This window comes from Mycoplana rhizolycopersici, from assembly GCF_013378445.1.
Lineage (GTDB): Bacteria > Pseudomonadota > Alphaproteobacteria > Rhizobiales > Rhizobiaceae > Mycoplana > Mycoplana rhizolycopersici.
Genome location: NZ_JABXYK010000001.1, coordinates 398,980 through 422,120 on the forward strand (window position 1 = coordinate 398,980; position 23,141 = coordinate 422,120).

General features: G+C 63.9%; 15 protein-coding genes. 4 read left to right on the forward strand and 11 right to left on the reverse strand.

Going from position 1 to position 23,141, the window contains the following annotated elements:
- Nucleotides 1-93 precede the first annotated feature (93 nt).
- The gene (locus HV823_RS01790) at nucleotides 94-4,884 is read right to left on the reverse strand and encodes an NAD-glutamate dehydrogenase (RefSeq protein ID WP_176948029.1); all 4,791 of its coding nucleotides are present in this window, start codon (nucleotides 4,882-4,884) and stop codon (nucleotides 94-96) included.
- A gap of 327 nt (nucleotides 4,885-5,211) precedes the next feature.
- Between HV823_RS01790 and pdxY the strand changes: the two genes are divergently transcribed.
- Both pdxY and HV823_RS01800 read left to right on the forward strand, forming a co-directional pair.
- Complete coding sequence (pdxY, locus tag HV823_RS01795) at nucleotides 5,212-6,090, forward strand: pyridoxal kinase PdxY (RefSeq protein WP_176948030.1); 879 nt, start codon at nucleotides 5,212-5,214, stop codon at nucleotides 6,088-6,090.
- Between the two features lie 151 nt (nucleotides 6,091-6,241).
- Nucleotides 6,242-6,883: a carbonic anhydrase gene (locus HV823_RS01800; protein ID WP_176948031.1), complete on the forward strand. Its 642-nt coding sequence runs from the start codon at nucleotides 6,242-6,244 to the stop codon at nucleotides 6,881-6,883.
- Nucleotides 6,884-6,937: 54 nt separating this feature from the next.
- Here the strand turns inward: HV823_RS01800 and HV823_RS01805 are convergent, their stop codons facing one another.
- Together HV823_RS01805 and HV823_RS01810 are read right to left on the reverse strand one after the other, a co-directional pair.
- Entirely contained in the window at nucleotides 6,938-7,759 is an 822-nt protein-coding gene (locus HV823_RS01805; protein ID WP_176948032.1) for a lytic murein transglycosylase, read from the reverse strand.
- Between the two features lie 183 nt (nucleotides 7,760-7,942).
- The gene (locus HV823_RS01810; protein ID WP_176948033.1) at nucleotides 7,943-8,977 is read right to left on the reverse strand and encodes an aspartate-semialdehyde dehydrogenase; all 1,035 of its coding nucleotides are present in this window, start codon (nucleotides 8,975-8,977) and stop codon (nucleotides 7,943-7,945) included.
- Nucleotides 8,978-9,483: 506 nt separating this feature from the next.
- Between HV823_RS01810 and HV823_RS01815 the strand changes: the two genes are divergently transcribed.
- Nucleotides 9,484-11,373 carry an MFS transporter gene (locus HV823_RS01815; protein ID WP_176948034.1) on the forward strand — a complete coding sequence of 630 codons (1,890 nt, stop codon included), beginning with the start codon at nucleotides 9,484-9,486 and terminating at the stop codon, nucleotides 11,371-11,373.
- 57 nt (nucleotides 11,374-11,430) lie between these two features.
- Here the strand turns inward: HV823_RS01815 and HV823_RS01820 are convergent, their stop codons facing one another.
- From HV823_RS01820 to HV823_RS01855, 8 genes are all read right to left on the reverse strand, one after another.
- Complete coding sequence (locus HV823_RS01820) at nucleotides 11,431-12,141, reverse strand: phosphatase PAP2 family protein (RefSeq protein WP_176948035.1); 711 nt, start codon at nucleotides 12,139-12,141, stop codon at nucleotides 11,431-11,433.
- Between the two features lie 189 nt (nucleotides 12,142-12,330).
- Entirely contained in the window at nucleotides 12,331-13,437 is a 1,107-nt protein-coding gene (gene leuB, locus HV823_RS01825; protein WP_176948036.1) for a 3-isopropylmalate dehydrogenase, read from the reverse strand.
- 319 nt (nucleotides 13,438-13,756) lie between these two features.
- Nucleotides 13,757-15,055 carry an amidohydrolase family protein gene (locus tag HV823_RS01830; protein WP_176948037.1) on the reverse strand — a complete coding sequence of 433 codons (1,299 nt, stop codon included), beginning with the start codon at nucleotides 15,053-15,055 and terminating at the stop codon, nucleotides 13,757-13,759.
- 35 nt (nucleotides 15,056-15,090) lie between these two features.
- Entirely contained in the window at nucleotides 15,091-16,032 is a 942-nt protein-coding gene (locus HV823_RS01835) for an ABC transporter permease (protein WP_176948038.1), read from the reverse strand.
- On the reverse strand, nucleotides 16,029-17,078 hold the full coding sequence (locus HV823_RS01840) for an ABC transporter permease (RefSeq protein WP_176948039.1): 1,050 nt from the start codon (nucleotides 17,076-17,078) through the stop codon (nucleotides 16,029-16,031). The genes HV823_RS01835 and HV823_RS01840 overlap by 4 nt, the downstream gene beginning before the upstream one ends.
- Entirely contained in the window at nucleotides 17,068-18,630 is a 1,563-nt protein-coding gene (locus tag HV823_RS01845) for an ABC transporter ATP-binding protein (RefSeq protein ID WP_176948040.1), read from the reverse strand. The genes HV823_RS01840 and HV823_RS01845 overlap by 11 nt, the downstream gene beginning before the upstream one ends.
- A complete protein-coding gene (locus HV823_RS01850; protein WP_425487622.1) occupies nucleotides 18,627-20,063 on the reverse strand; it encodes an amidase in 1,437 nt (478 codons plus the stop codon). Before HV823_RS01850 ends, HV823_RS01845 begins: the two co-directional genes overlap by 4 nt.
- A 13-nt stretch (nucleotides 20,064-20,076) precedes the next feature.
- Nucleotides 20,077-21,063 carry a BMP family protein gene (locus HV823_RS01855; RefSeq protein ID WP_176948041.1) on the reverse strand — a complete coding sequence of 329 codons (987 nt, stop codon included), beginning with the start codon at nucleotides 21,061-21,063 and terminating at the stop codon, nucleotides 20,077-20,079.
- A 335-nt stretch (nucleotides 21,064-21,398) separates the two neighbouring features.
- On the opposite strand from HV823_RS01855, the gene HV823_RS01860 reads away from it, so the two are divergent.
- A complete protein-coding gene (locus HV823_RS01860) occupies nucleotides 21,399-23,042 on the forward strand; it encodes a phosphoethanolamine transferase (RefSeq protein ID WP_176948042.1) in 1,644 nt (547 codons plus the stop codon).
- The last annotated feature ends 99 nt before the right edge of the window (nucleotides 23,043-23,141 follow it).

Here is a 23,141-nt window from a genome sequence, read left to right on the forward strand (position 1 = left end):
CCGCTTTTCCGCCTGCCGGCAACGAGCGGACGGTGTTCGCCCGCGCGACGGGCAAGACAGGGCGCGGCCTGACCGCACCCTGTCCGGACATTGTCACCTCGTCCTGCCATGCGCAAGGTCGCTCAGAACGCCGGCGGCGACGGAGATCTTGGCAAGCGTCGCCTCCCCCGCCTCCGTCAGCGCGCCGAGCCGGCCGGTGACCATGCCGAGCCGTTCCGCATCGGCCGCACGCCACGCCGCCAGCGGCGCCTTGTCGCCCTTGTGCCGGGTGAGGATGGCGATGGTCAGGTCGCGGCGGGCGTTCGCGATGTCGGAAAGGTTTCGCGACAATGCCAGCGATTCGTAAAGGTCCGTCGTCGGTACCCGCCCGGCAGCCCCCAGCAACGCGACGATATTCAGCGTATCGCTTACCCCGGCATAGGTTTCCGCCGTGCGAATAAGGCTGTCGCCGGTCTGTGTCGCGATCAGCATGATCTCGGGCACGAAGCTCATGGCGAGCAGTTCCGTGATCGCCCGTGCCAACTGTTCCGGAACGCCCTTGTCCTCGAACGCAAGGGCCTTTCGGCGCAGCTCGTCGCGGGCGGATTCCGGCAGGAGATCGGCCAGATGCGGCCGGAGCTGCTTCAGCGCCTGCTTCAGCTTGTGCACGGCCGTCTCCATCGGCGCACCGATCGCCCCTGTCGTGAGGAGGAGAGCGGTGGCATTGGAGAAGACGCGGCCGAGATCCTCGTAGACTTCGTTCTGCGCAGCACCGGCAATCTGGTTGTCGAGCGCGTCCGTCGCCGCATAGAGCGGCAGCAGGTCATACCCCTCGAAAGCCAGCATCGCAGCCTTGACCACATCGGCGCTCATATAGCCGGTCCCGTCGGTGAGCTGGCTCACGAAAGCCGGACCGCCGCGGTTGATCACCCCGTTGGCCAGGATCGTGGCGATGATTTCGCGCCGCAGCCGGTGCGTCTTGATGTCTCCGGAATAGGTGCGCTGCATCTTGCCCGGGAAATAGCCGGTCAGTGTCGGCTCGAAATAGGGATCGTCCGGCAGGTCGCTATGCAGGATCTCTTCGAAGAGCACGATCTTCGAATAGGACAGCAGCACCCCGATTTCCGCCCGGGTCAGCGGCATGCCGGCCCGGTAGCGCTCGTCCATCGCCTGTTCGCTCGGCAGCACCTCCACCTGGCGGTTGAGTTGGCCCGCCGCTTCCAGCCGGCTCATCAGCCGCGAAAGGCCGGTACGGTTGCCCTGCCCCTGTCGCTCGCACAGCGAAATCGCGAGCGACTGCAGGTAGTTGTTCCGCAGCACGAGATGCGCCACCTCGTCGGTCATGGTCGCAAGCAGCTTGTTTCGCTTCTCGCGCGTCAGACGCTCGTCGCGCATGGCCGAGGCGAGCGCAATCTTGATGTTGACCTCCACGTCCGACGAATTGACGCCCGCAGAGTTGTCGATCGCATCCGAGTTGCAACGGCCGCCCTTGAGGCCGAAGGAGATGCGGCCACGCTGGGTGACACCGAGATTGGCGCCTTCGCCGATGACCTTCGCCCTCAGCTCGTCGGCGGTCACGCGGATCGCGTCGTTGGCGCGGTCGCCGACTTCGGCGTCCGTCTCGCCGGCCGAGCGGACATAGGTGCCGATGCCGCCGAACCAGAGGAGATCCACGGGCGCCTTCAGGATCGCGCTCATGATCTCGAACGGCGTCGCCTTCTGCTTATCGATGCCGATTGCAGCCATGGCCTCGCTCGTCAGCGTCACCGACTTCTCGTTGCGCGAGATGATCATGGCGCCCTTGGAAAGAGCCGCGCGATCATAGTCCTGCCAGCTCGAGCGCGGCAGCGCGAACATGCGCTTGCGCTCGGCGAAAGAAACCTCCGTATCCGGGTTCGGATCGATGAAGATGTCGCGGTGGTCGAAAGCAGCAATCAACCGCGTTTTGCGGGAGAGCAGCATGCCGTTGCCGAAGACGTCGCCGGACATGTCGCCGACGCCGACGACCGTGAACGGCGTCTTCTGGATATCGACATCCATCTCGCGGAAGTGGCGCTTCACCGCTTCCCAGGCGCCGCGGGCGGTAATGCCCATCTTCTTGTGGTCGTAGCCCGCCGATCCGCCCGAGGCGAAGGCGTCGTCCAGCCAGAATCCGGCTTCCTGCGCCAGCGCATTGGCCGTGTCGGAGAATGTCGCCGTGCCCTTGTCGGCGGCAACGACGAAATAGGGATCGTCGCCGTCGAGGCGTACCGTGTCGCGTGGCGGCACGACGTCCTGTCCCTCGATGTTGTCGGTGACCGAAAGCAGCGTGCGGATGAAGGTCTTGTAGGCCTCCTTGCCGGCATTGAAAACGGCATCGCGGCTACCCCCGACCGGCAGTTGCTTCGGATAGAAGCCGCCCTTCGCGCCGACAGGCACGATGACCGCATTCTTCACCTGCTGGGCCTTCACGAGACCCAGCACCTCCGTGCGGTAGTCCTGCGCACGGTCGGACCAGCGCAGCCCCCCGCGTGCGACGCGACCGAAGCGCAGGTGCACGCCCTCCACCTCCGCGCCATAGACGAAGATCTCGCGGAACGGCTTCGGATCGGGCAGGCCTTCGAGCGCCTGCGGGTCGAGCTTGAAGGCAAGGGTCGCGAGCGGCTGGCCGGCGCCATCGCGCTGGAAGTAATTGGTCCGCAGCGTCGACTGGATGGCGTTGACGTAGCGGCGCAGGATCCGGTCCTCGTCGAGGCTCGGCACGCCGCCGAGCGCTTCTTCGATCGAAGCGGCCAGCTCTTCACTGCGCTTTGTGCGCTTGCGCTCTGCAAGCTGCGGATCCAGCCGGGCGAAAAACATCCGGAACAGATCGGAGGCAATGGCCGGATACTTGTTGAGCGTATCGGCGATGTAGCCCTGAGAATAGGCAATCCCAGTCTGACGCAGATAGCGGGCATAGGCGCGCAGCACCATGATTTCCCGCACGTCGAGGCCGGCAGTCATGATCAGCCGGTTGAACGTGTCATCGTCCGTGCGTCCAAGCCATGCCGAAAGGAACGCGTCCTTCAGCACGCCGGAAAGCCTGGCAAGATCGATGTCGAGCCCGTCGCGATGGCGCAGTTCCATATCGTGCAGCACGACGAGCCGGCTGGCACCGTCCTGGTCCACCACCGTGACATCATGGGTCTGTTCGCTGACCACGTTGAAGCCCAGGTTTTCCAGAAGCGGCACCCGCCTGGACAGCGAAACGGGGTCGCCGGCGTGGAAGATCTTCAGTTCGAGCGCCTTCGTGTCTTTGTTGTCCGACTTTCGATAGAAGGCGATATGGATGGGATCGGCCGGGGTCGCCGCCTCGAAGAAGCCGAGATCGGCATGCGCCTCGGCCGGAGTGAACGCCTCCTGATAGGCCTGCGGTGCGAGGAGCTTGACGGAATCGGGACCCGACAGCGCCTCGAACCTGTCGGTCCAGCGGGTCGCGATGTCGCGGATCGACGCTTCCAGCTTTTTCTGCGGAATTCGTGGCGTCTTCCCGCCGGAACGGCCGATGATGAAGTGCACGCGCGCCAGTCCACCTTCGGGGAAAGCCGGATAATAAGCGGAGACACGCCCGTCATAGACAGTCTTCAGGTAGACCCCGATCTTTTCTCGGACGTCGGAATCGTACTGTTCGCGCGGAACGTATACGATCACGGAGACGAAGCGGTCGAAATGGTCGATGCGGGGCAGCACCCGGATGCGGGGCCGATCGGCCAGCTCGTTGATCTGCTCGCAGAAGGTGGCGAGCAGGCCGGCGTCGATCTGGAAGAGATCGTCGCGCGGATAGGCCTCGAGTGTATTGATCAGCATCTTGCCGGAATGGCTCTGCGGATCGTAGCCGAAATGTTCGATGACCGCCTGTGCCTTCGAACGCAGAAGCGGGATCTCGGATGCCGAATGCGTATAGGCCGTAGAGGTGAAGAGGCCGACGATCCTGAGTTCGCCCGTAACCTTGCCGTTCTCGTCGAAGCGCTTGACGCCGACATAGTCCATGTATGCGCGGCGATGAACGACGGAGCGGGCATTGGCCTTGGTCACGATCAGGAAATCGGGTCCCTCGAGGAAGGCCAGGATTTCCGGCGTCGTTGTCACGGCATCCTTGCCGAGCCGCAGGACGCGCACGTCGGGATCGGAGAGGATGCCCAGGCCCTTGTCGACGCTGCGCTCCACCGACGCATTCTCGCCGTCCCTGTTGTAGGTGTATTCGCGCATGCCGAGGAAGGTGAAGTTGTTGCTGCGCAGCCATTCGAGGAACGCGACCGCCTCATCCTTCTCCGCCGGGCGGCGCGAAGGCCCAAACTCGGCGGTTTCCGCAACGACACGCGTCAGCGTGTCCATCATCGGCTTCCAGTCGCCGACGGCCAGATGAACCTGCGACAGCACGTGGCGGATGCGCTCGATCAGGCTCGCCGCCTCGGAGGCGGCCAGCTCATTGAGGTGGATCTCGATATGGCTGACGCGATGGCTGGGGTCGCTCAGCGTCTCCGGCGAGAAAAGCTTCGGCTCCCGCTCCGGCTCGATCACCAGGATAGGATGAATCGCAAGGTGGATGTCGCGGTGCGTGCTCGTCACTTCGCCCATCACCGAATCGTACAGGAACGGCTGGTTCCGGTCGGTGACAGACAGGACCGATACCGGCTTTCCTTGCGGCGCAATCGCAGCGATCGTCTCGACCGTCACGCGCGGCTCGCAGCCATCCCAGGCATAGATCTCGTCATGCGCATGCGCCGCCGTCGCTGCCAGCATCTCGGCGCTGTAGAGTTCGAGGTCGTCGTTGCTCGCCCGCCCGAACAGGATCGCGGGATCGATGATCTTTTCGCCCAGCTTCGCCGCCGCAGCCGTCGCGGCCTCGATCTGCTTGTCGCGTTTGGTGTTGCTGCGTGATGCCATGAAACTTCCCCCGACAGGTTTGCGATGCGGAACCTAGCAGAACAAATTTTCTAAGCGACGGATTTATAGAGGCCTTGAAAAATTCAATCGATTTTGTTGGAAAGCAGCCCCGGAAGGGCGAAAATGCCGCCGGAAAGCAGCAATTTTGGCGAAAACTCCGACGATATTGGGTGAAATCTCGATGCAGCCTCCTCGAATCGGAGCCGCCACGCACGCAAATGGTGGCCGCCCATGCGAGGCGTGGAGGTGGAACCACCACATAGGCTTGCGGTCCATCTGTTCATGGTCCAATGAAATTGCCGGCGAAGGAACGCAAGGACATTTCGGATGAACGAGAGCGATAAGGGCGCGGTTCTGGTCATATCGAGCCACGTCGTGCGCGGAACGGTCGGCAATCGCGCGGCGGTGTTCGCACTGGAGACGCTCGGCCACCCCGTCTGGGCCCTGCCAACCGTCATCCTGCCCTGGCATCCCGGCCACGGACGCGCGACGCGCGTGACCATGTCTCCATCCGAATTCGACGCCTTGATCGACGACCTCATCCGGGCCCCCTGGCGCGGCGAGATAAAGGCCATCATGTCGGGATATATCGGCAATGCCGAACAGGCCGCCTCGATCGCCAGGCTCGTGCAGGCGTTGAAGAATGAAAACCCCGACCTCGTTTACCTCTGCGACCCGGTCTGCGGCGACGAGAACGGTCTCTATGTTCCGGTGGCGATAGCCGAAGCCATCCGCGACGAACTTCTGCCGCTGGCCTCGATCGCCACGCCCAACCGCTTCGAACTTGCCTGGCTCGCCGGAGCACCGCTCGAGACGAACGGTGCGATCATGGATGCCGCCCTGTCGCTGGGACCGTCGCAGATGCTGGTGACCTCTGCTCATCCGATGATGACCGGCAGCATCGGCAATCTCTACCTTTCAGGCCGCACAGCACTGCTCGCCGAGCATCGGCAGGTGCCCAACCCGCCGAACGGCACCGGAGACCTCGTCGCGGCCCTCTTTCTGTCACGACTGCTGGACGGCCTTCCGGAGGAGCGTGCGCTGCATCTTGCAACGGCCAGCGTCTTCGAGATCGTGGCCCGCAGCGCCAAGCGCGGTGCGGACGAACTGACATTGGAACAGGATTCCTCCAGCCTCTCGACGCCGATGGCCATGGTACAGGTACGCCGGCTTGTCCATCCGGGCGCGTCGAAGCGCAACCGATGAGGTCGCGCCAGCCTGCTTTTGACGCATAGCGCGCAAACATGCCCGGGAAACCGCGGGAGCGACCACCACGGACTTGCGCAGCCAAGTCCCGGTCGTTACAGCAGGTCCCGCGCCTTCTACTCATTCGTCACCGCACGGGGGTATCGACCACATGCATCGCTTTCCTGATCACCTTCTGACCGGCTACCAGAACTTCATGGATGGTCGCTTCAGCGAACAGCAGAAGCGATACAAGACGCTCGCGGAAGCCGGGCAGAAGCCGAAGACGATGGTGATTGCCTGTTGCGACTCCCGCGCTGCACCGGAGACGATCTTCGACAGCGGCCCGGGCGAGCTTTTCGTGGTACGCAACGTCGCGAACCTGATGCCGCCCTACGAGCCCGACGGCCACTATCATTCGACTTCGGCGGCACTCGAATTCGCCGTGCAGTCCCTGCGCGTCAGCGACATCGTCGTCATGGGGCACGGGCGTTGCGGCGGCATCAAGGCAGCGCTCGATCCCGACGCGGAACCGCTGTCGCCCGGCGATTTCATCGGCCGCTGGATGAACCTGCTGAAGCCCTCTGCCGAGCAGATCCAGAGCAACGACGTCATGACCGCCTCCGAGCGCCAGCGTGCGTTGGAGCGCGTCTCGATCCGCAATTCGATTGCCAACCTGCGCACCTTCCCCTGCGTCCAGATTCTGGAGCAGCGCGGCAAGCTGAACCTGCATGGCGCATGGTTCGACATTTCCACGGGCGAGCTGTGGATCATGGATGCCAAGACCGGCGATTTCGGCCGCCCCGGAATGTGAGAAAGCCCGGCACTGGGCCGGGCCTTGCGATTTCACCTGATGCAGGAACTGCGATCAGCCGCGGTCGATCTCGGCTGCGATGATAGCGATCGCGCGCTGATAGACATTGGCGGCGTTCCAGCCCTGGATGGCGGCGAAGTTGGGCTCCCCGGGCTGGTAGCCGGCGCCGGGCTGCCAGCCGTGCCCGCGCAGGAAGTTGGCCGTCGATGCGAGCGCGTCCGCCTTGGAGCGAACGAGGTCGATGCGGCCGTCGCCGTCGCCGTCGACCCCGAACTTCAGCACGTTGACCGGCAGGAACTGCGTCTGGCCGATCTCGCCATGGGCGGCACCGCGGGCCTGCGTGCTCAGCGTACCGTTCTGCACGAGATTGAGCGCGGCGTAGAGCTGGTTGGTGAAATACTCCGAGCGGCGGCAGTCATAGGCCAGCGTCGCCACGGCCGAAAGCGTGTGCTCCTTGCCGAGGAAGCCGCCGAAACCCGTTTCCATGCCCCAGATCGCGAGAAGCGGACCGGCCGGCACACCGTACTGGCCTTCGATCCGCGCGAAGAGGGCGGCGTTCTGGCGCTTCAGACCCTTGCCGCGATTGATGATCGCCTGACCGCCGCGCTTCTGCATGAACTGGTCGAGCGACAGCTTGAAGCTCTTCTGGCCGCGATCGGCCCGGATAGTCGCCTTGTTGTAGGAGACTTCGGTGAAGGCGCGGTCGAGCGTGCGCGGGCTGATCCCGTTTGCGGACGCGTCCCGCTTGAACTGGTCAACCCAGGCGGAAAAGCCGGCGGCATTGTTGCCACATTGCGCGGCCGAGGCCGCTGCCGGAATAGCCACCACCAGCGCCATTGCCGCCAGCCCCTGGAATACCCGCTTGAACAAGTTCATTGAATAAACCCCGTGATCTCTCGAATTGCTTCTAACGAAAACATGCCACTCTTGTCAGACCTGCCTTCGCCGTTCGATGCAATCTTGGGGCCGATCCGCCACCGGTGCTTCGTTTGAGGCAAAGGTCCCGCACCCGTCTGACGCTGGAGGCGGGACCTTCATTGTCCTTTAGTGTTCAGACCTTCAAGCGGCCTGCTTCTTGGCCTTGATCAGGCCGCGATTAACGAGGAGTTCGGCAATCTGAACTGCATTCAGCGCCGCGCCCTTGCGAAGGTTATCGGAAACCACCCAGATGTTCAGGCCATTTTCGACGGTCGCATCCTCACGGATACGTGAAATATAGGTCGCGTCTTCGCCGGCAGACTCGTAAGGCGTGATGTAGCCGCCGTTCTCCTGCTTGTCGATGACCTGGCAACCCGGCGCTTCGCGCAGGATGTCGCGGGCTTCGTCGGCGGTGATCTCGTTCTCGAACTCGATATTGACCGACTCGGAATGGCCGATGAAGACCGGAACGCGCACGGCCGTGCAGGTGACCTTGATCTTCGGGTCGAGCATCTTCTTCGTCTCGGCCAGCACCTTCCATTCTTCCTTGGTGTAGCCGTCCTCCATGAAGACGTCGATGTGGGGGATGACGTTGAAGGCGATGCGCTTGGTGAACTTCTTGCTCTCGATCGGATCGGCGACGAAGACGGCGCGGGTCTGGTTGAACAGCTCGTCCATGCCTTCCTTGCCGGCACCGGAGACCGACTGGTAGGTCGAAACGACGACGCGCTTGATCTTCGCGTGGTCATGCAGCGGCTTCAGCGCAACGACCAACTGCGCAGTCGAGCAATTCGGGTTGGCGATGATATTCTTCTTGGTGAAGCCCTCGACCGCATCGGGGTTCACTTCCGGAACGATCAGCGGAACCTCAGCGTCGTAGCGCCAGGCCGACGAGTTGTCGATGACGACGCACCCCTGTTGGCCGATCTTGGGCGAATACTTTAGCGAAGCAGCGCCGCCGGCGGACATCAGGCAAATGTCGGTGTCGGAAAAATCATAGGTATCGAGATTGTGGACCTTCAGCGTCTTGTCGCCGAAGGAAACCTCAGTGCCGACCGAACGGCTCGAGGCAAGCGCCACGACCTCGTCGGCGGGAAAGCCGCGCTCGGACAGGATATTCAGCATTTCGCGTCCGACATTGCCGGTGGCGCCGGCGATTGCAATCTTGAAACCCATTGGTCTTGCTCTCTTTCTCTGTCTCTCCTCGGTCCTGAGGGGAAATCCGCTGTCTTCGAGCGCGGATTTCTTGTCCCCGGCCTTGCCGGGGAGAGAGCGGCGGGCCAGAGACGTCAGACGGTTTTCGTCGTCGTTTTGGCCGTGGTTTTGAAAGAAACGGGCGAACGCCGTACCTGCCCGGCGAGTTCCGCCAGGAGGCTGCTGGGAGCGATGTCACGGTCGCGGCAAAGCATGGGACGCTGTCCTTTTTCCGGGGCTGCTATTAAGCGATTTTGACCGGGAGTCAAGGAGATCCTTGACTGTATCGCCTTCACGTTCACGTCACGGTCGTGTCGCCTCGCCTGCCCGGCGTTAGACTAAAGTCATAATCCGAAAGCCGCGCAGCGCCGCTGCCTCTTTTCTGCCATCTTGTGACAAGGCGCACCACGTCCGCCCAACCGAGGAGGGTTGGCCGGATCCGGGGAACGGAGCGCTCAAAATAGCCGTTTGGAGTGGAGGATTTCACAATGGCAAATGTCGCGACAGTGGACGGCGGCAAGACGCGTCCAATGACCAGCGAGGAGAAGAAAGTCATCTTCGCCTCGTCGCTTGGCACCGTGTTCGAATGGTATGATTTCTATCTTTATGGTTCGCTGGCGGTGTTCATCGGCGCGGCCTTCTTCAGCGAGTATCCAGAGACAACCCGCAACATCTTCGCGCTGCTGGCATTTGCCGCCGGCTTCCTCGTGCGCCCGTTCGGCGCGCTGGTCTTCGGCCGCCTCGGCGATCTGGTGGGACGCAAATATACCTTCCTGGTGACGATCCTGATCATGGGTCTGTCCACCTTCCTCGTCGGCATTCTGCCCGGCGCCTCGTCGATCGGCATCGCAGCCCCCATCCTGCTTCTGGTGCTGCGCATGCTGCAGGGGCTTGCACTCGGCGGTGAGTATGGCGGTGCTGCGACCTATGTGGCAGAGCACGCCCCCAACGGTCGCCGCGGCTACTACACCTCCTGGATCCAGACGACAGCCACGCTCGGCCTGTTCCTGTCGCTCGTCGTCATCCTGTCGGTACAGTTTATGCTTGGCAAGGAAGCCTTTGCCGCTTGGGGTTGGCGCATTCCATTCCTCGTCTCGGTCGTCCTGCTCGGTATTTCCGTCTGGATTCGCCTGAAGATGAACGAATCGCCGGCCTTTATGAAGATGAAGGAAGAAGGTAAGGGCTCCAAGGCACCGCTGTCCGAGGCTTTCGGCCAGTGGAAGAACGCCAAGATCGCGCTGCTGGCGCTGTTCGGCGCCGTGGTTGGCCAGGCCGTGGTCTGGTATTCCGGCCAGTTCTACGCCCTGTTCTTCCTGACAGGCATTCTCAAGATCGACGGCCAGTCGGCCAACATCATGGTTGCTGCCTCGCTGATCATCGGTACCGGCTTCTTCGTGCTGTTCGGCTGGCTGTCCGACAAGATCGGCCGCAAGCCGATCATCATGGCGGGCCTGCTTCTCGCCATCCTGACCTACTTCCCGCTGTTCAAGGCATTGACCTGGGCCGGCAATCCGGCACTTGCACAGGCACAGGCAACCGTCCGCGCGACGGTGAGCGCCGCCCCCGGCGACTGCAAGTTCCAGTTCAACCCGACGGGCACGGCGAAGTTCACCACCTCGTGCGACATCGCAACCGCCTTCCTGACGAAGAACTCGGTTCCCTATGACGTGGTGACGACGGCCGCAGCCGGCACGCCGGCAACTGTCGTCATCGGCAACGCCACGATCAACAGCTTCGACGCCGTCGCAGCCGGCGATCAGGCCAAGTCAATGACGGCTGCCTTCGAAAAGCAGGTCAACATAGCGCTGCAGGATGCCGGCTATCCGCTGGCGCGTGCCGGCGCCATGGTTCCGGACAGCAAGCTCGACGCCTTTGTCGGCGCCAATCCGGAGCTCGGCCTTGACGCCGCCGCGATCCGCGCCGGCGAGAAGACGACCATGACGGGCGCGGACCTCGTCGCTGCCAAGCTGCTCACCGCAGAAGAGGCAGGCGGCGTAAACGACATGGCAGTCTTCTCCATCGCCGGCGGCGGTCCGTTCTCGATGGTCGCCGATCCGGCGGCGGTCAACTGGACGAAGATCATCGCGATCCTCACCGTTCTCGTGATCTACGTCACCATGGTGTACGGGCCGATCGCAGCCCTGCTGGTCGAACTATTCCCGACCCGCATTCGCTACACCGGCATGTCGCTGCCCTACCATATCGGCAACGGCTGGTTCGGCGGCCTTCTTCCGGCGACGGCCTTCGCGATGAGCGCGGCCCAGGGCGATATCTACTTCGGCCTCTGGTACCCGATCATCTTCGCGGCGATCACGCTGGTCATCGGCCTGCTGTTCCTGCCGGAAACGAAGGATCGCGACATACACGCAATGGACTGAGCTTCCCCCCGAGGTTCAGAACATGGAGACCGGCGCGTGGCGACACGCGCCGGTCTTTCAGTGTTCGGCCTTGTCCTCCATCCTCTTTTCCAGTGCGGTCTTCGGTCGCGGCCATCCGGCTCCGTCCAGCCGGAACAGGGCGTTATGCCGCGCAAAGACGAACGCCACCATCAGCGCGCACCAAAGGCCGACGAGCAGCCCGGCAGCGACGTCGCTTGGATAATGCGCGCCGACAATGATCCGCGAAACGCCGATCAGCACGGCGCCAGCGACGAAGAGCGGTCGCAGGCGCGGCACCAGCAGGGCGAACGCACCGAAGAACGCACCGACCGCCGCCGAGTGGCCAGACGGAAAGCTCTCGAAGATCGTGTTGCCGGTCATCGGTGACAAGCTATAGGCGCCAAGTTCGGCAAAGAGTTCGGGTCGCGCGCGGCCGATGACCGCCTTCAGGAGATGCACCAGCGCGCTGGCGCTGCCAATGGTCAGGAAAAAATACAGAAACAGCCGCCAGCCCGTACGGCCGCGCCTGCTGATCGCCTCGTTAGCGCTGACGCGCCAGACGATGAAGGCTATGATGGCAAACAGGCCGGAGCCATAGATCATCCAGCCGAAAGTGCCGAAGTCGGTAATGTGCCGGTTGAAGGCGACAACCCCTTCCGGCAGCCCTTGCGCTCGCTGCGACAGCGCTGGGTCGAACGGAAAAAGGGCGGCCGCAAGCAGCGCCGCAGAAACGAAGATCCAGAGCGTAGAGGCAAACGGACGGTTCATTCAATCTCCCGATACAGGCCGGATGCTGGCTCCGACGTAAGGTTACAGGTCTAGCGCCGCCATTCCGTCGTGAAAGCAGCACAGTGCACGACGATGTGAGGGTGGGCGCCTCCTTTTCAAGGCACTGAAAACGAAAACGCCCCCGGATTGATCCGGGGGCGTGGTAAAAGGCTCGTGAACCGCTCAGACCTAGAGGGTCTTGAACTCCGCCAGAATGGCATCGCCCATCTCGACGGTTCCGACCTGCGTGGCACCCTCGGCCATGATGTCGCCGGTGCGGATGCCGCGATCGAGCACGTTAGCGATCGCCTTCTCCAGATTGTCGGCTTCCTGCACCAGGTTGAAGGAATAGCGCAGGCACATGGCAAACGAGGCGATCATGGCGATCGGATTGGCGATGCCCTTGCCGGCGATGTCAGGTGCGGAACCGTGCACCGGCTCGTAGAGCGCCTTGCGCTTGCCGGTCTTGGCATCCGGCGCACCGAGCGAGGCGGACGGCAGCATGCCGAGCGAGCCGGTCAGCATGGCGGCGACGTCGGAAAGCATGTCGCCGAACAGGTTGTCGGTGACGATCACGTCGAACTGCTTGGGCGCGCGCACCAACTGCATGCCGCCGGCATCAGCCAGCATGTGCTCCAGCTGCACGTCCGAGTACTTCGCCTTGTGTGTCTCGGTCACGACCTGGTTCCACAGAACGCCCGACTTCATGACGTTGCGCTTTTCCATGGAGCAGACGTGGTTCTTGCGGGTACGCGCCAGTTCGAACGCGACGCCGGCGATGCGCTCGATTTCATAGGTATCGTAGACCTGGGTGTCGATGCCGCGCTTCTGGCCGTTGCCGAGGTCGATGATCTCCTTCGGCTCGCCGAAGTAGACGCCGCCCGTGAGTTCGCGGACGATCAGGATGTCGAGGCCTTCGACCAGCTCGGGCTTCAGCGACGAGGCGGCTGCGAGCGCCGGATAGCAGATCGCCGGGCGCAGGTTGGCGAAGAGTTCGAGATCCTTGCGCAGGCGCAGAAGGCCGGCCTCCGGGCGCACCTCGTAGGGGACGGCGTCCCACTTCGGCCCGCCGACAGCACCGAACAGGACGGCATCGGCCGAAAGCGCCTTCTGCATGTCCTCTTCCGAAATCGCCGCGCCATGCGCGTCATAGGCCGAGCCGCCGACGAGCCCTTCATCGACGACGAAGCCGGCGCCCTTGTCTTCGTTCATGTAGGCGATGATCTTGCGGACTTCCGCCATGGCTTCCGGGCCGATGCCGTCGCCAGGCAGGAGGAAAAGGTTGCGCACTGTCATGGGATATCCTTGTCGAATGCTCGGTGGAACTCAGGTCGCGCGGTTCTTAGCGCAACTTCCGTTCAAGGAAAATCGCCGCGACGAAAGAAATTTGCGCATGCGGGATGTCCCCGCGGGAACTGAGCCGATGTGCTTCGTCATGCGATCAGGGTGTCGTGCCGCCGGCAACTGGCGGATGACCACAGGAGACCTTGAACATGGTTCCCTTCTTGGAAGCCGTTGTCGCCGCGATCCGCTCGGCGATCGAAACCCTTCTCTTCCAGCACCGCCGGCCGCCGGACTTCGACTGAAGCCCGCGCGCTTGAAGGGCAGGGACAAGTCAGTTCGCGCCGAGCCGCAACGGTGCATAGGCTGCGGCATCGACCGTCGCCGGCCGGCCGGCAAGATGCAGCTCGCTGATGCGCGGGGCGGCACGTGCAATAACCTTGCCGCGACGCATGACGGCGAGCCTGTTCGCCTTCAATCGCAGCGCCTCCTGCGGATCGCGCGCCTGCAGGATCACGAGGTCGGCGTTGCAGCCTTTCGCTATACCGTAACCGTCCAGCCCCATGGTCCTGGCCGAATTGACGGTAAGCGCGTCAAAGATCTTCCTCTTGTCCTCGATACCGGCCATCTGGGCGACGTGGATCGCCATGTGGCCCACCTCCAGCATGTCGGCCGAGCCCATCGAGTACCAGGGATCCATGACGCAGTCGTGCCCGAAGGAAACGTTCAGCCCGGCCTCCATCAGTTCGCGCACCCGCGTCATGCCACGCCGCTTCGGATAGGTATCGTGCCGGCCCTGCAGCATTATGTTGATCAGCGGATTGGGGATCACGTTGATCTCGGCTTCCGCCATCAGCGGGATCAGCTTGGAGACATAGTAGTTGTCCATCGAATGCATCGAGGTAAGGTGCGAGCCGGCAACGCGTCCCTTCAGCCCGAAGCGCACCGTCTCCGCGGCAAGCGTCTCGATATGGCGCGACATCGGATCATCGGTCTCGTCGCAATGCATGTCGACTGGCAGGCCGCGATCGGCGGCGATCTTGCACAGCGCCGACACGGAAGCAGCACCGTCGGCCATCGTCCGCTCGAAATGCGGTATGCCGCCAACGATGTCGAGACCCATGTCGAGCGCCCGGTTCAGCGATTCCACGCCCCCCTCGGCACGGTAGTAGCCGTCCTGCGGAAAGGCCACGAGTTGCAGATCGATATAGGGCGCCACCTTCTCGCGCACCTCGATCAGCGCTTCGGCCGTCACCAGCTTCGGGTCGCTGGTATCGACGTGGCTGCGGATCGCAAGCAGGCCCTGGCTTACCGCGAGGTCGCAGTAGCGCAACGCCCGCTCCACCAGCGCCTCGCGCGTCAGCGTCGGCCGCAATTCGCCCCAGAGCGAAATCCCTTCCAGCAGCGTGCCGGAGACGTTCATGCGCGGCAGGCCGAGCGACAGCGTCGCATCCATGTGGAAATGCGGATCGACGAAGGGCGGCGTCACCAGCCGGCCGCTGGCGTCGATCACCTCGCCCGCCTCCGCTTCGATCCCCTGCGCGACCTCGACGATCTTGCCGTCCTTGATGGCAATGTCGATGCCCTCGCGGCCATCGGGGAGATTGGCGTTCTTGATCAGCACATCGAACATTTGGTCACCTGAAGCAAATTGCGGGACGGGAAAGGCTACCGCTCGCCGCGCCGGTATGGCTGCATCAGCGCCTGCGGCACGCGGGCGCGACGCGCCATCACGGCGAGTGCGGCGATCGAGAGAATATAGGGCATCATCAGGAAGATCTGGTACGGCACGTTGCCCAGAACGGTTTGCAGCCTGAGCTGGAAGGCGTCGAAGAAGGCAAACAGCAGCGCGCCGAACAGCGCCCGGCCCGGCCGCCACGAGGCGAAGACGACAAGCGCAATGCAGATCCAGCCGCGCCCCTGCACCATGGTCGGGAAGAAGCTGTTGAAGGCCGACAGCGTCAGGAACGCCCCGCCCATCGCCATCAGCGCACTGCCGGCCATGATGGCGCCGTAGCGCACCTTGATCGGATCGACGCCCTGCGCCTCGGCCGCATGTGGGTTTTCCCCGCTCATCCGCAGCGCAAGCCCCAGCGGTGTGCGGTAGACAATGTAGGCAAGAAGCAGTGCGATGACGATCGAAAGATACGTCGGCAGCGTCTGCGTGAACAGCGCCGGCCCGATGAAGGGCAGGTCGGAGAGGCCCGGGACCGAGATCGGTTGGAACGGCGTCACGGTCGGCGGCGTGGAGGCGAGCGGCACCGCCAGACGGAAGATGTAGTAGCTGAGCGACGAGGCAAACAAGGTAATGCCGAGGCCGGTCACGTGCTGCGACAGGCCGAGGGACACGGTCATCGCCGCATGCACCAGTCCGAACAGCGCGCCCGACAGCGCCGCCACCAGCATGCCCGTCCACAGGTCCGCGCCGTTGAACACCGCGAGCCAGCCGATCATGGCACCGAAGGTCATGATCCCCTCGATGCCGAGGTTGAGCACGCCCGAGCGCTCGGAAAGCAGCGCGCCGAGCGTGCCAAAGATCAGCGGCGTGGCGATGCGCAGCACTGCCGCCCAGAGACCCGCAGAGGCGATGATATCCAAAAACGCACTCATCGGCGGATCCTGTACTGGGTGAAGAAGATGGCGACGAGCATGGTCAGCAGCGACAGCGCCACCGTTACGTCGGCAATGTAGGTGGGAATGCCCATCGCCCGGCTCATCCCGTCCGCACCGACGAACATCGTGGCGGTAAAGAGCGCAGCCGCGATCACCCCGAGCGGGTTTAGGTTGGCGAGCATCGCGACGATGATGCCGGCATAGCCGTAACCCGGCGAAAGATCGGTCGTTACATAGCTTTTCACGCCCATGACTTCGATCGCGCCGGCAAGACCTGCAAGCCCGCCCGACAGGCAGGTGACCTTGACCAGCGTGCGGCCGAGCGGCACGCCGGCGAAGACCGCGCCCTCCGGGTTGAGGCCGGCAGCCCGCGATTGCAGCCCGAAGACGGTGCGCGCCTGCAACAGATAGACCAGCAGCGCTGCGACGATCGCGACCACCAGCCCGATGTGCAGGCGCGAGCGCTCGATCAGTTTCGGCAGCAGCGTGTGCTCGGCCACCGGCATCGACTGCGGCCAGCCGAAGGCGAGCGGGTCCTTCAGCGGCCCGTCGATCATCATCGAGACGAACAGCACCGCCACGAAATTCAAAAGCAGGCTGGTCACCACCTCATCGACCGAGAAGCGCAGCCGCAGCCACAGCGGCACCAGCATCAGCGCCATGCCGGCAATCGCGCCGGCGGCAAACAGAAGCGGTATCAGCACCGGCCCCGGCAGGCTGGAGAGAACACTCGAGCCCAGTGCGGCGACCATGATTGCGCCGAGGTAGAACTGCCCCTCGGCGCCGATGTTCCAGAGCCGCGCCCGGAAGGCTACCGCCGCCGCGAGCCCGGTCAGCATCAGCGGTGTCGCCCGCGTCAACGTCTCGGTCGCGGCCAGCCGGGTACCGAAAGCGCCCGTCAGGATGCGGCCATAGGCCTCCAGCACCGGCGCCCCGGCGGCGGCGATCAGGATGCCGGCAATGGCAAGCGCCGCCACCACCGCAAGGATCGGAGACAGCACGACGAGGACGAGCGGCCGGTGTTCGCGGCGTTCAAGACGCATGGGAATTTCCTTCGCCGGAGACGCCATCGCCGGAAGTCCAGTCCCCGGACATCATCAGGCCGAGCCGGCGCGGATCGGCATGCTCTGCGGCGATCGGGGCAGACAGCCGGCCCTTGGCGATCGCCTGGATACGGTCGGCAAGGCCGATCACCTCGTCGAGATCCTCGGAGATGAGGAGCACGGCGGTGCCCTGCTTCCTTGCCTCGAGGATGCGCGCGTGGACGGCCGCCACGGCCCCCTCATCCAGCCCGCGCGTCGGCTGGGAGGCGATCAGGATGCGTGGGCGGCGATAAAGGTTCCGGCCGAGGATCAGCTTTTGCATGTTGCCGCCGGAAAGAAGCCGGGTACGGCTCGCGGGTGTGCCGCCACGCACGTCGAACTCCTCGATAATCGTGGCGGCGAAGGCCTGGCCGGCCGCACGGTTCACGATGCCGCGGCGCGAGAACAGCGGCTGGCGGATGCGTTCCAGCACTGCGTTTTCCCAGATCGCCATCTCGCCGATGGCGCCCTGCTTGTGGCGATCCTCCGGAATGCGGCCGATGCCCGCCTCGACGAGATCGTGAACGTCGAGGGCCGTGACCGGCTCGCCGAAGAGCCGCATTTCGCCGGCCGCGGGCTTTGCCAGCCCGCTCATCAGTTGCGACAGTGACGCCTGGCCATTGCCCGAAACGCCGATGATGCCGAGCGTCTCGCCCTCGCGCAGGAAGAAGTCGATCTCCTTCAGCCGCTCGATGCCGCCGCTCGATACCGTCAGTCGAGATGCTTCGAACACGATCTCGCCGGGTGTCGCCGCCTCGCGCTTTGGCCGCGTGACGCGATGGCCGACCATGAGTTCGGCAAGCTCCGCCTTGTTTGTCTCGGACGCCTTGCGCTCGGCTGCCACCTCGCCGCCACGCAGGACGACGATCCGGTCGGCCGCTGCCATCACCTCGTCGAGCTTGTGCGAAATGAAGATCAGCGACAGCCCCTGTCGCGCCATCTCGCGCAACGTGCTGAACAACCGTTCTGCCTCGATATTGGTCAGCACGGCGGTCGGTTCGTCGAGGATCAGGATCCGCGCATCGTTGTAGAGCGCCTTGAGGATTTCGACCCGCTGCTGCTCGCCCACGGAGAGATCCCCGAGGCGGGCGTCGGGATCGACGGCAAGGCCGAAGCGCTCGGCGATCGCCAGAAGCTTGCGGCGGGCAGCGGCGGTGCCCGAGCGCAGCGACCACAGCGGCTCCGTGCCGGTCATGACGTTTTCGAGAACTGTCAAGTTCGGAGCCAGCGAGAAATGCTGGTGCACCATGCCCACGCCGGCCTGAATGGCCGCGCGCGGGCGGCCTTGCGGCAGCTCGACGCCGTCGACGCGGACCGTGCCCTCGTCCGGTGTGTAGTGACCGAAGAGGATGCTCATCAGCGTCGTCTTGCCGGCACCGTTTTCGCCGAGCAGCGCCAGCAACTCGCCGCGCCTCAGAGAGATCGAGATGTCGTCATTGGCGACGATCGGGCCGAACCGCTTGCTGATGTGCGAGAGTTCGAGGACGGGAATAACGCGCGTTTCGTTGGTCATGCGGCAAGCCCCGAAACGGGAAAGCAATGCTGCCAGCGTCCTTCTGCCTCCAGGCGGGCGGCAAGCGACAGGAGAAGCCCCTCCGCCCCCATCGGCGCCATCAGCTGGACCGGCAGCGGAAGGCCTTCGGTATCCGCGCCGAAGGGAAGGGTCAATGCCGGAAAGCCGGAGATGTTGGCAAGGCCGGCGAGTGGCGCGAAGGCAGTCATGCGCCTGAGGTGCAGGTCGGTATCGTCGTGATCGGACGGGAAGGATCCGATCGGCAGGGGAGCAGTGGCGAGCATCGGCATCAATAGGCAGTCCAGGCTGTCAAACAGCGCCCAAGTCTTGTGGCTCACATGCACCGCAGCATCGAGCGAAGTCCAGAGGGCAGCCGCCGATATCCTCCGCCCTCTTTCGACGAAGGCGGCGGTCAGCGGTTCGGCATGGCCGGGATCGAGCGATAGCGTATCCACCAGTAAGGCGAGGTTGACCGAAATGATGTCCGCAAAGATGGCCGAGGAGGCGGAAACCAACGGAGCGAAGTCGGACCAGTTAAGGCGCGCGACCGTGTGGCCGGCTCTCTCGAGCGCGCCTGCTGCCTCCAGAACCGCCCCGCTGCGCGCTGGATCGGTCGGAAACTCCAAACCGGTCTCGGCCAACACGCCCACCCGCAGGCGACCCGTGACGGGAGCGGCTTCGGCTGGGTCGGCGAAAGGTCCTCTCGCCCTGCCGCGCACCGCCTCGAAGATCATCCGGCTGTCGCGAACCGAACGGCAGATGGCCAGTTCACCGACGATGCCGCCGAGATGATTGCCGAAGAGCGGCCCGCCGGGGATGGCACCGCGGGTCGGCTTCAGCCCGACAAGCCCGCAACAGGCCGCCGGCACGCGGATCGATCCGCCCGCATCGGTGGCATGCGCGATCGAAACGATCCCTGCCGCGACAGCCGCAGCAGCGCCGCCCGAGGACCCGCCGGCGGTCAGCCGGGGATCGAGCGGGTTGCGGCAGATCGGTCCGCGCACCGGCTCGCTTGACAGCGACAGGCCGAATTCCGGGGTGGTGGTCAGCCCGAACAGGGCAAAGCCGGCATCACGGAAACGCCCCGCAAGATCCGAATCCATCGTGGAATCGAGCCTGCCGTCCAGCATGCGCGACCCGGCGCGCACGGGAAATCCGGCGAAGGGGCCACCGAGATCCTTTGCCAGCGTCGGAACGCCGGCAAAGGGGCGCTCCGCGAAACGATCGGGATCGACGATCCGCTCCTGTTCGAGCGCTGCCGCTGTGGCACGACCCTGGTCGGTTTCCAGCCGGCAGATCGCGCCAAGCCCGGCATGGCTGGAAGCGGCAGCGATTGCCGCCTCCATGGCCTGGTCCGCCGAAAGCGCACCTTTGGCGATCGCACCGGCAAGAGCCGTGGCATCCGAGATCGCTTCGCTTTCGACGCTTGGCACGGGCTTGCGCTGCTTACTTCGGCTCTTCCATCATGATCGGCACTTCGAAGGTGCCGGCCTTGATCTCGGCGCGCCGCGCTTCCATCGCCGCTTCCGCCTCGGCCGGCGCCACGCTCTTGACGTAGACGATATCGCTGCCGCCTTCCTTCATCAGGCCGAATGCGGTGTAGCTCTTGCCCACCGGCTTGCCGGCGTTGACATCGGCGACGGCCGCATCGAGGATCGGGCGGAAATACCACATGGCATTGGCAAAAACGGTATCGGGGTAACGCGGCGTATAGTCGAGCAGCGAGCCGACCGACTTGATGCCGCGTTCCTTGGCGGCATCCGCCGTGCCGATACGCTCGCCGAACAGGATATCGGCGCCGGCGTCGATCTGCGCCAGGCCCGCCTCGCGCGCCTTCGGCGGATCGAAGAACGTGCCGATGAAGGAAACGAGGTGCTTGGCGTCGGGGTTGACTTCCTTCACGCCTGCGGCAAAGGCGTTGATCAGCATGTTGACCTCAGGAATGGGGATCGCGCCGACGGAGCCGACGACGCCGGACTTGGTCATCTTGCCGGCCAGCATGCCGGCCAGATACGCGCCGTCATGGTTCCAGGTGCCGAATACGCCGAAATTGTCGCCGGCCGCCTCACCGCTGGATCCCATCAGGAAGGCCGTGTCGGGATAGTCGGCGGCCACCTGCCGCGCCTCGCGCTCGACGGCATAGGATTCGCCAACGATCAGCTTGTTGCCCTGCTCGGCATATTCACGCATCGCGCGGGGATAGTCAGTGCCGGAAACCCCTTCGGAAAAGGTGTACTCGATCACGCCGTCCTTGGCTGCCGCCTGCAGCGCCTCGTGCAGACGCGAATTCCAGGCGTTTTCGACAGGGGAAGCATGGATGCCCGCGACCTTGAGCGGCGCCTGCGCCCGCGCCTGCGGCAGGAAAGCGCTGGCGCTCAGAGCGAGGCCGCCGGCGAGAACGGTGCGGCGTCTAATCAGGAGGCTGTTCGTCATGTTTCGTTCCCCTTCACTTTGACCAAATGGTTTAAAAATCCATAGGATTCGCACAAAAACGAGTCAAGCGCGCACGCCGCCCACGAATTGATCAATCAAGGCATTTTTGCGCTGCAACACGACGTTGTGCAGGATCGGCCCGTTCCTGCCGTCGCAACTGCCAACGCTCCTCCATCGCCGTTCAGGCTGCTGTCAGCTTCCCCTTACAGATTTCGCCTCCGAATGTCGGGCCACCCGGCAACGGATGTCATATCTGTCGCGGCAGGCCACGCCCTAATGCAGGCGCGGGTCGAGACCACCCGGTCCGCGATCGAAACGGATCGAGAGGAACGGGAATGGCGACTTGTGAGGGCAATCTTGCTCCCTCTGCGGGCGGATGGCGTCCGGCCATCGGCGCCGTGCCGTTCAGTTTCCTCGTCGCGGGCTTTATCCTCGCGACTGCAAACCACAGCTTCTGGCAGAAGACTGCCACCTATTTCAGCGGAACCATTCAGTCCACGGTGGTCTTCGGCATTGGCCTTGCCGCCCTGCTCTTTGCAGTCTGCATCGCCCTGTCCATGCGCTTCGTCACGAAGCCGCTGTTCATTTTCCTCGTCCTGGCGAGCGCCGGAGCGTCGTGGTTCATGGACCGCTTCGGCGTCGTGATCAGCGTCGACATGATCCGCAATGCGGCAGAGACGACACAGGCGGAAGCGGACAATCTGATCACGCCCACCTTCGTCTGGCACCTCGTTCTGTACGGCGCGGCGCCATCCCTGCTCATACTCTGGGTGAAGGTGGAGCACCTTGCCTTTCGCGCCAAGGCGCGTCGGAACCTGATATTCGTCGTTCCGCTGCTGCTGATCGCAACGGTTGCGGCACTGACGCAGATGAAACTGATCATCAGCACGAGCCGCGAACACCGCGACTGGCTGACGAGCCTCAACCCTATCGGCCCGATCGTCAGCGGCGTGCGCTATGTGTCGCGCACGACCGCCGAGGAAAACATCGTCGTCCAGCCGTTGGGCAGGGATGCCCGCGTCGTGGCCCCGCCCGACGGCAAGCCGCGCGTTCTGGTGATCGTCGCAGGCGAAACGGCGCGGGCGCAGAACTTTTCGCTGGGCGGCTACGGGCGCCCCACCAATCCTGAGCTGGAGGCGCGCAACGTCGTCTATTTTCCCTTCGCGACCAGTTGCGGTACGGCGACCGCGGTGTCCCTGCCCTGCATGTTCTCCGTCTACACGCGCGAAACCTACACCCATCGCAAGGGGCTCGAGACGGAGAACCTCATGGACGTCCTGTCCCATGCGGGCATCGACGCCGAGTGGTGGGACAACAATACCGGCAGCAAGGGCGTTGCCGACCGCGTGACCTATCATTTCATGCCTGACAGCACCGATCCCCGCTTCTGCGCGGACGGCGAATGCACGGACGCGATCCTGCTCGATCGCCTGGGCGGGTGGCTCGACGGCGTGAAGAGGGACAGCGTGCTGGTCATCCACCAGCTCGGCAGCCACGGGCCTGCCTATTTCGAACGCTACCCCGACGCCTATCGTCACTTCACGCCCGATTGCCGCACGGCGGAACTCGGCGACTGCACACAGGATGAAATCGTCAACGCCTACGACAATTCCATCGCCTTCACCGACCATGTGCTTGCAACGATCATCGACGGCCTGAAGCGACGCGACGCCAGCATCGACGGCTCGATGCTGTACATGTCGGACCACGGCGAATCGCTTGGCGAAAGCGGCCTCTACCTGCACGGCGCCCCCTACATCATCGCTCCCGATGTGCAGACCCACGTTCCCTTCCTTCTGTGGCTGGGAGGAAAGGACCGCGCTGCAGTCGACCTTGCATGCCTCACGGAGCGGGCGAACGAGCCCGCCTCACACGACAATCTCTTCCACACGGTGCTTGGCATGATGTCTGTCCGGACAAGCGTCTACGACCCCGCGCTCGACGTTCTTTCGCGGTGCCGCTCCACATCCGCAACCTGATCGCGCTGGCAAGCGATGGGCGGCGACTTGATTGCATCCACGAAAATCGTGACGATGACCACGGAAGCGCCGGCAATTCGCGTGCGCTCCAGGAAGAGG

What these genes read in the sequence shown, in the direction of transcription:
- HV823_RS01835 (WP_176948038.1), bottom strand. Translation starts at nt 16,032, where the DNA reads ATGAGTGCGTTTTTGGATATCATCGCCTCTGCGGGTCTCTGGGCGGCA.
- HV823_RS01820 (WP_176948035.1), bottom strand. Translation starts at nt 12,141, where the DNA reads ATGAACCGTCCGTTTGCCTCTACGCTCTGGATCTTCGTTTCTGCGGCG.
- pdxY (WP_176948030.1), top strand. Translation starts at nt 5,212, where the DNA reads ATGAACGAGAGCGATAAGGGCGCGGTTCTGGTCATATCGAGCCACGTC.
- HV823_RS01855 (WP_176948041.1), bottom strand. Translation starts at nt 21,063, where the DNA reads ATGACGAACAGCCTCCTGATTAGACGCCGCACCGTTCTCGCCGGCGGC.
- HV823_RS01840 (WP_176948039.1), bottom strand. Translation starts at nt 17,078, where the DNA reads ATGCGTCTTGAACGCCGCGAACACCGGCCGCTCGTCCTCGTCGTGCTG.
- HV823_RS01810 (WP_176948033.1), bottom strand. Translation starts at nt 8,977, where the DNA reads ATGGGTTTCAAGATTGCAATCGCCGGCGCCACCGGCAATGTCGGACGC.
- HV823_RS01805 (WP_176948032.1), bottom strand. Translation starts at nt 7,759, where the DNA reads ATGAACTTGTTCAAGCGGGTATTCCAGGGGCTGGCGGCAATGGCGCTG.
- HV823_RS01845 (WP_176948040.1), bottom strand. Translation starts at nt 18,630, where the DNA reads ATGACCAACGAAACGCGCGTTATTCCCGTCCTCGAACTCTCGCACATC.
- HV823_RS01790 (WP_176948029.1), bottom strand. Translation starts at nt 4,884, where the DNA reads ATGGCATCACGCAGCAACACCAAACGCGACAAGCAGATCGAGGCCGCG.
- HV823_RS01860 (WP_176948042.1), top strand. Translation starts at nt 21,399, where the DNA reads ATGGCGACTTGTGAGGGCAATCTTGCTCCCTCTGCGGGCGGATGGCGT.
- HV823_RS01800 (WP_176948031.1), top strand. Translation starts at nt 6,242, where the DNA reads ATGCATCGCTTTCCTGATCACCTTCTGACCGGCTACCAGAACTTCATG.
- leuB (WP_176948036.1), bottom strand. Translation starts at nt 13,437, where the DNA reads ATGACAGTGCGCAACCTTTTCCTCCTGCCTGGCGACGGCATCGGCCCG.
- HV823_RS01830 (WP_176948037.1), bottom strand. Translation starts at nt 15,055, where the DNA reads ATGTTCGATGTGCTGATCAAGAACGCCAATCTCCCCGATGGCCGCGAG.
- HV823_RS01815 (WP_176948034.1), top strand. Translation starts at nt 9,484, where the DNA reads ATGGCAAATGTCGCGACAGTGGACGGCGGCAAGACGCGTCCAATGACC.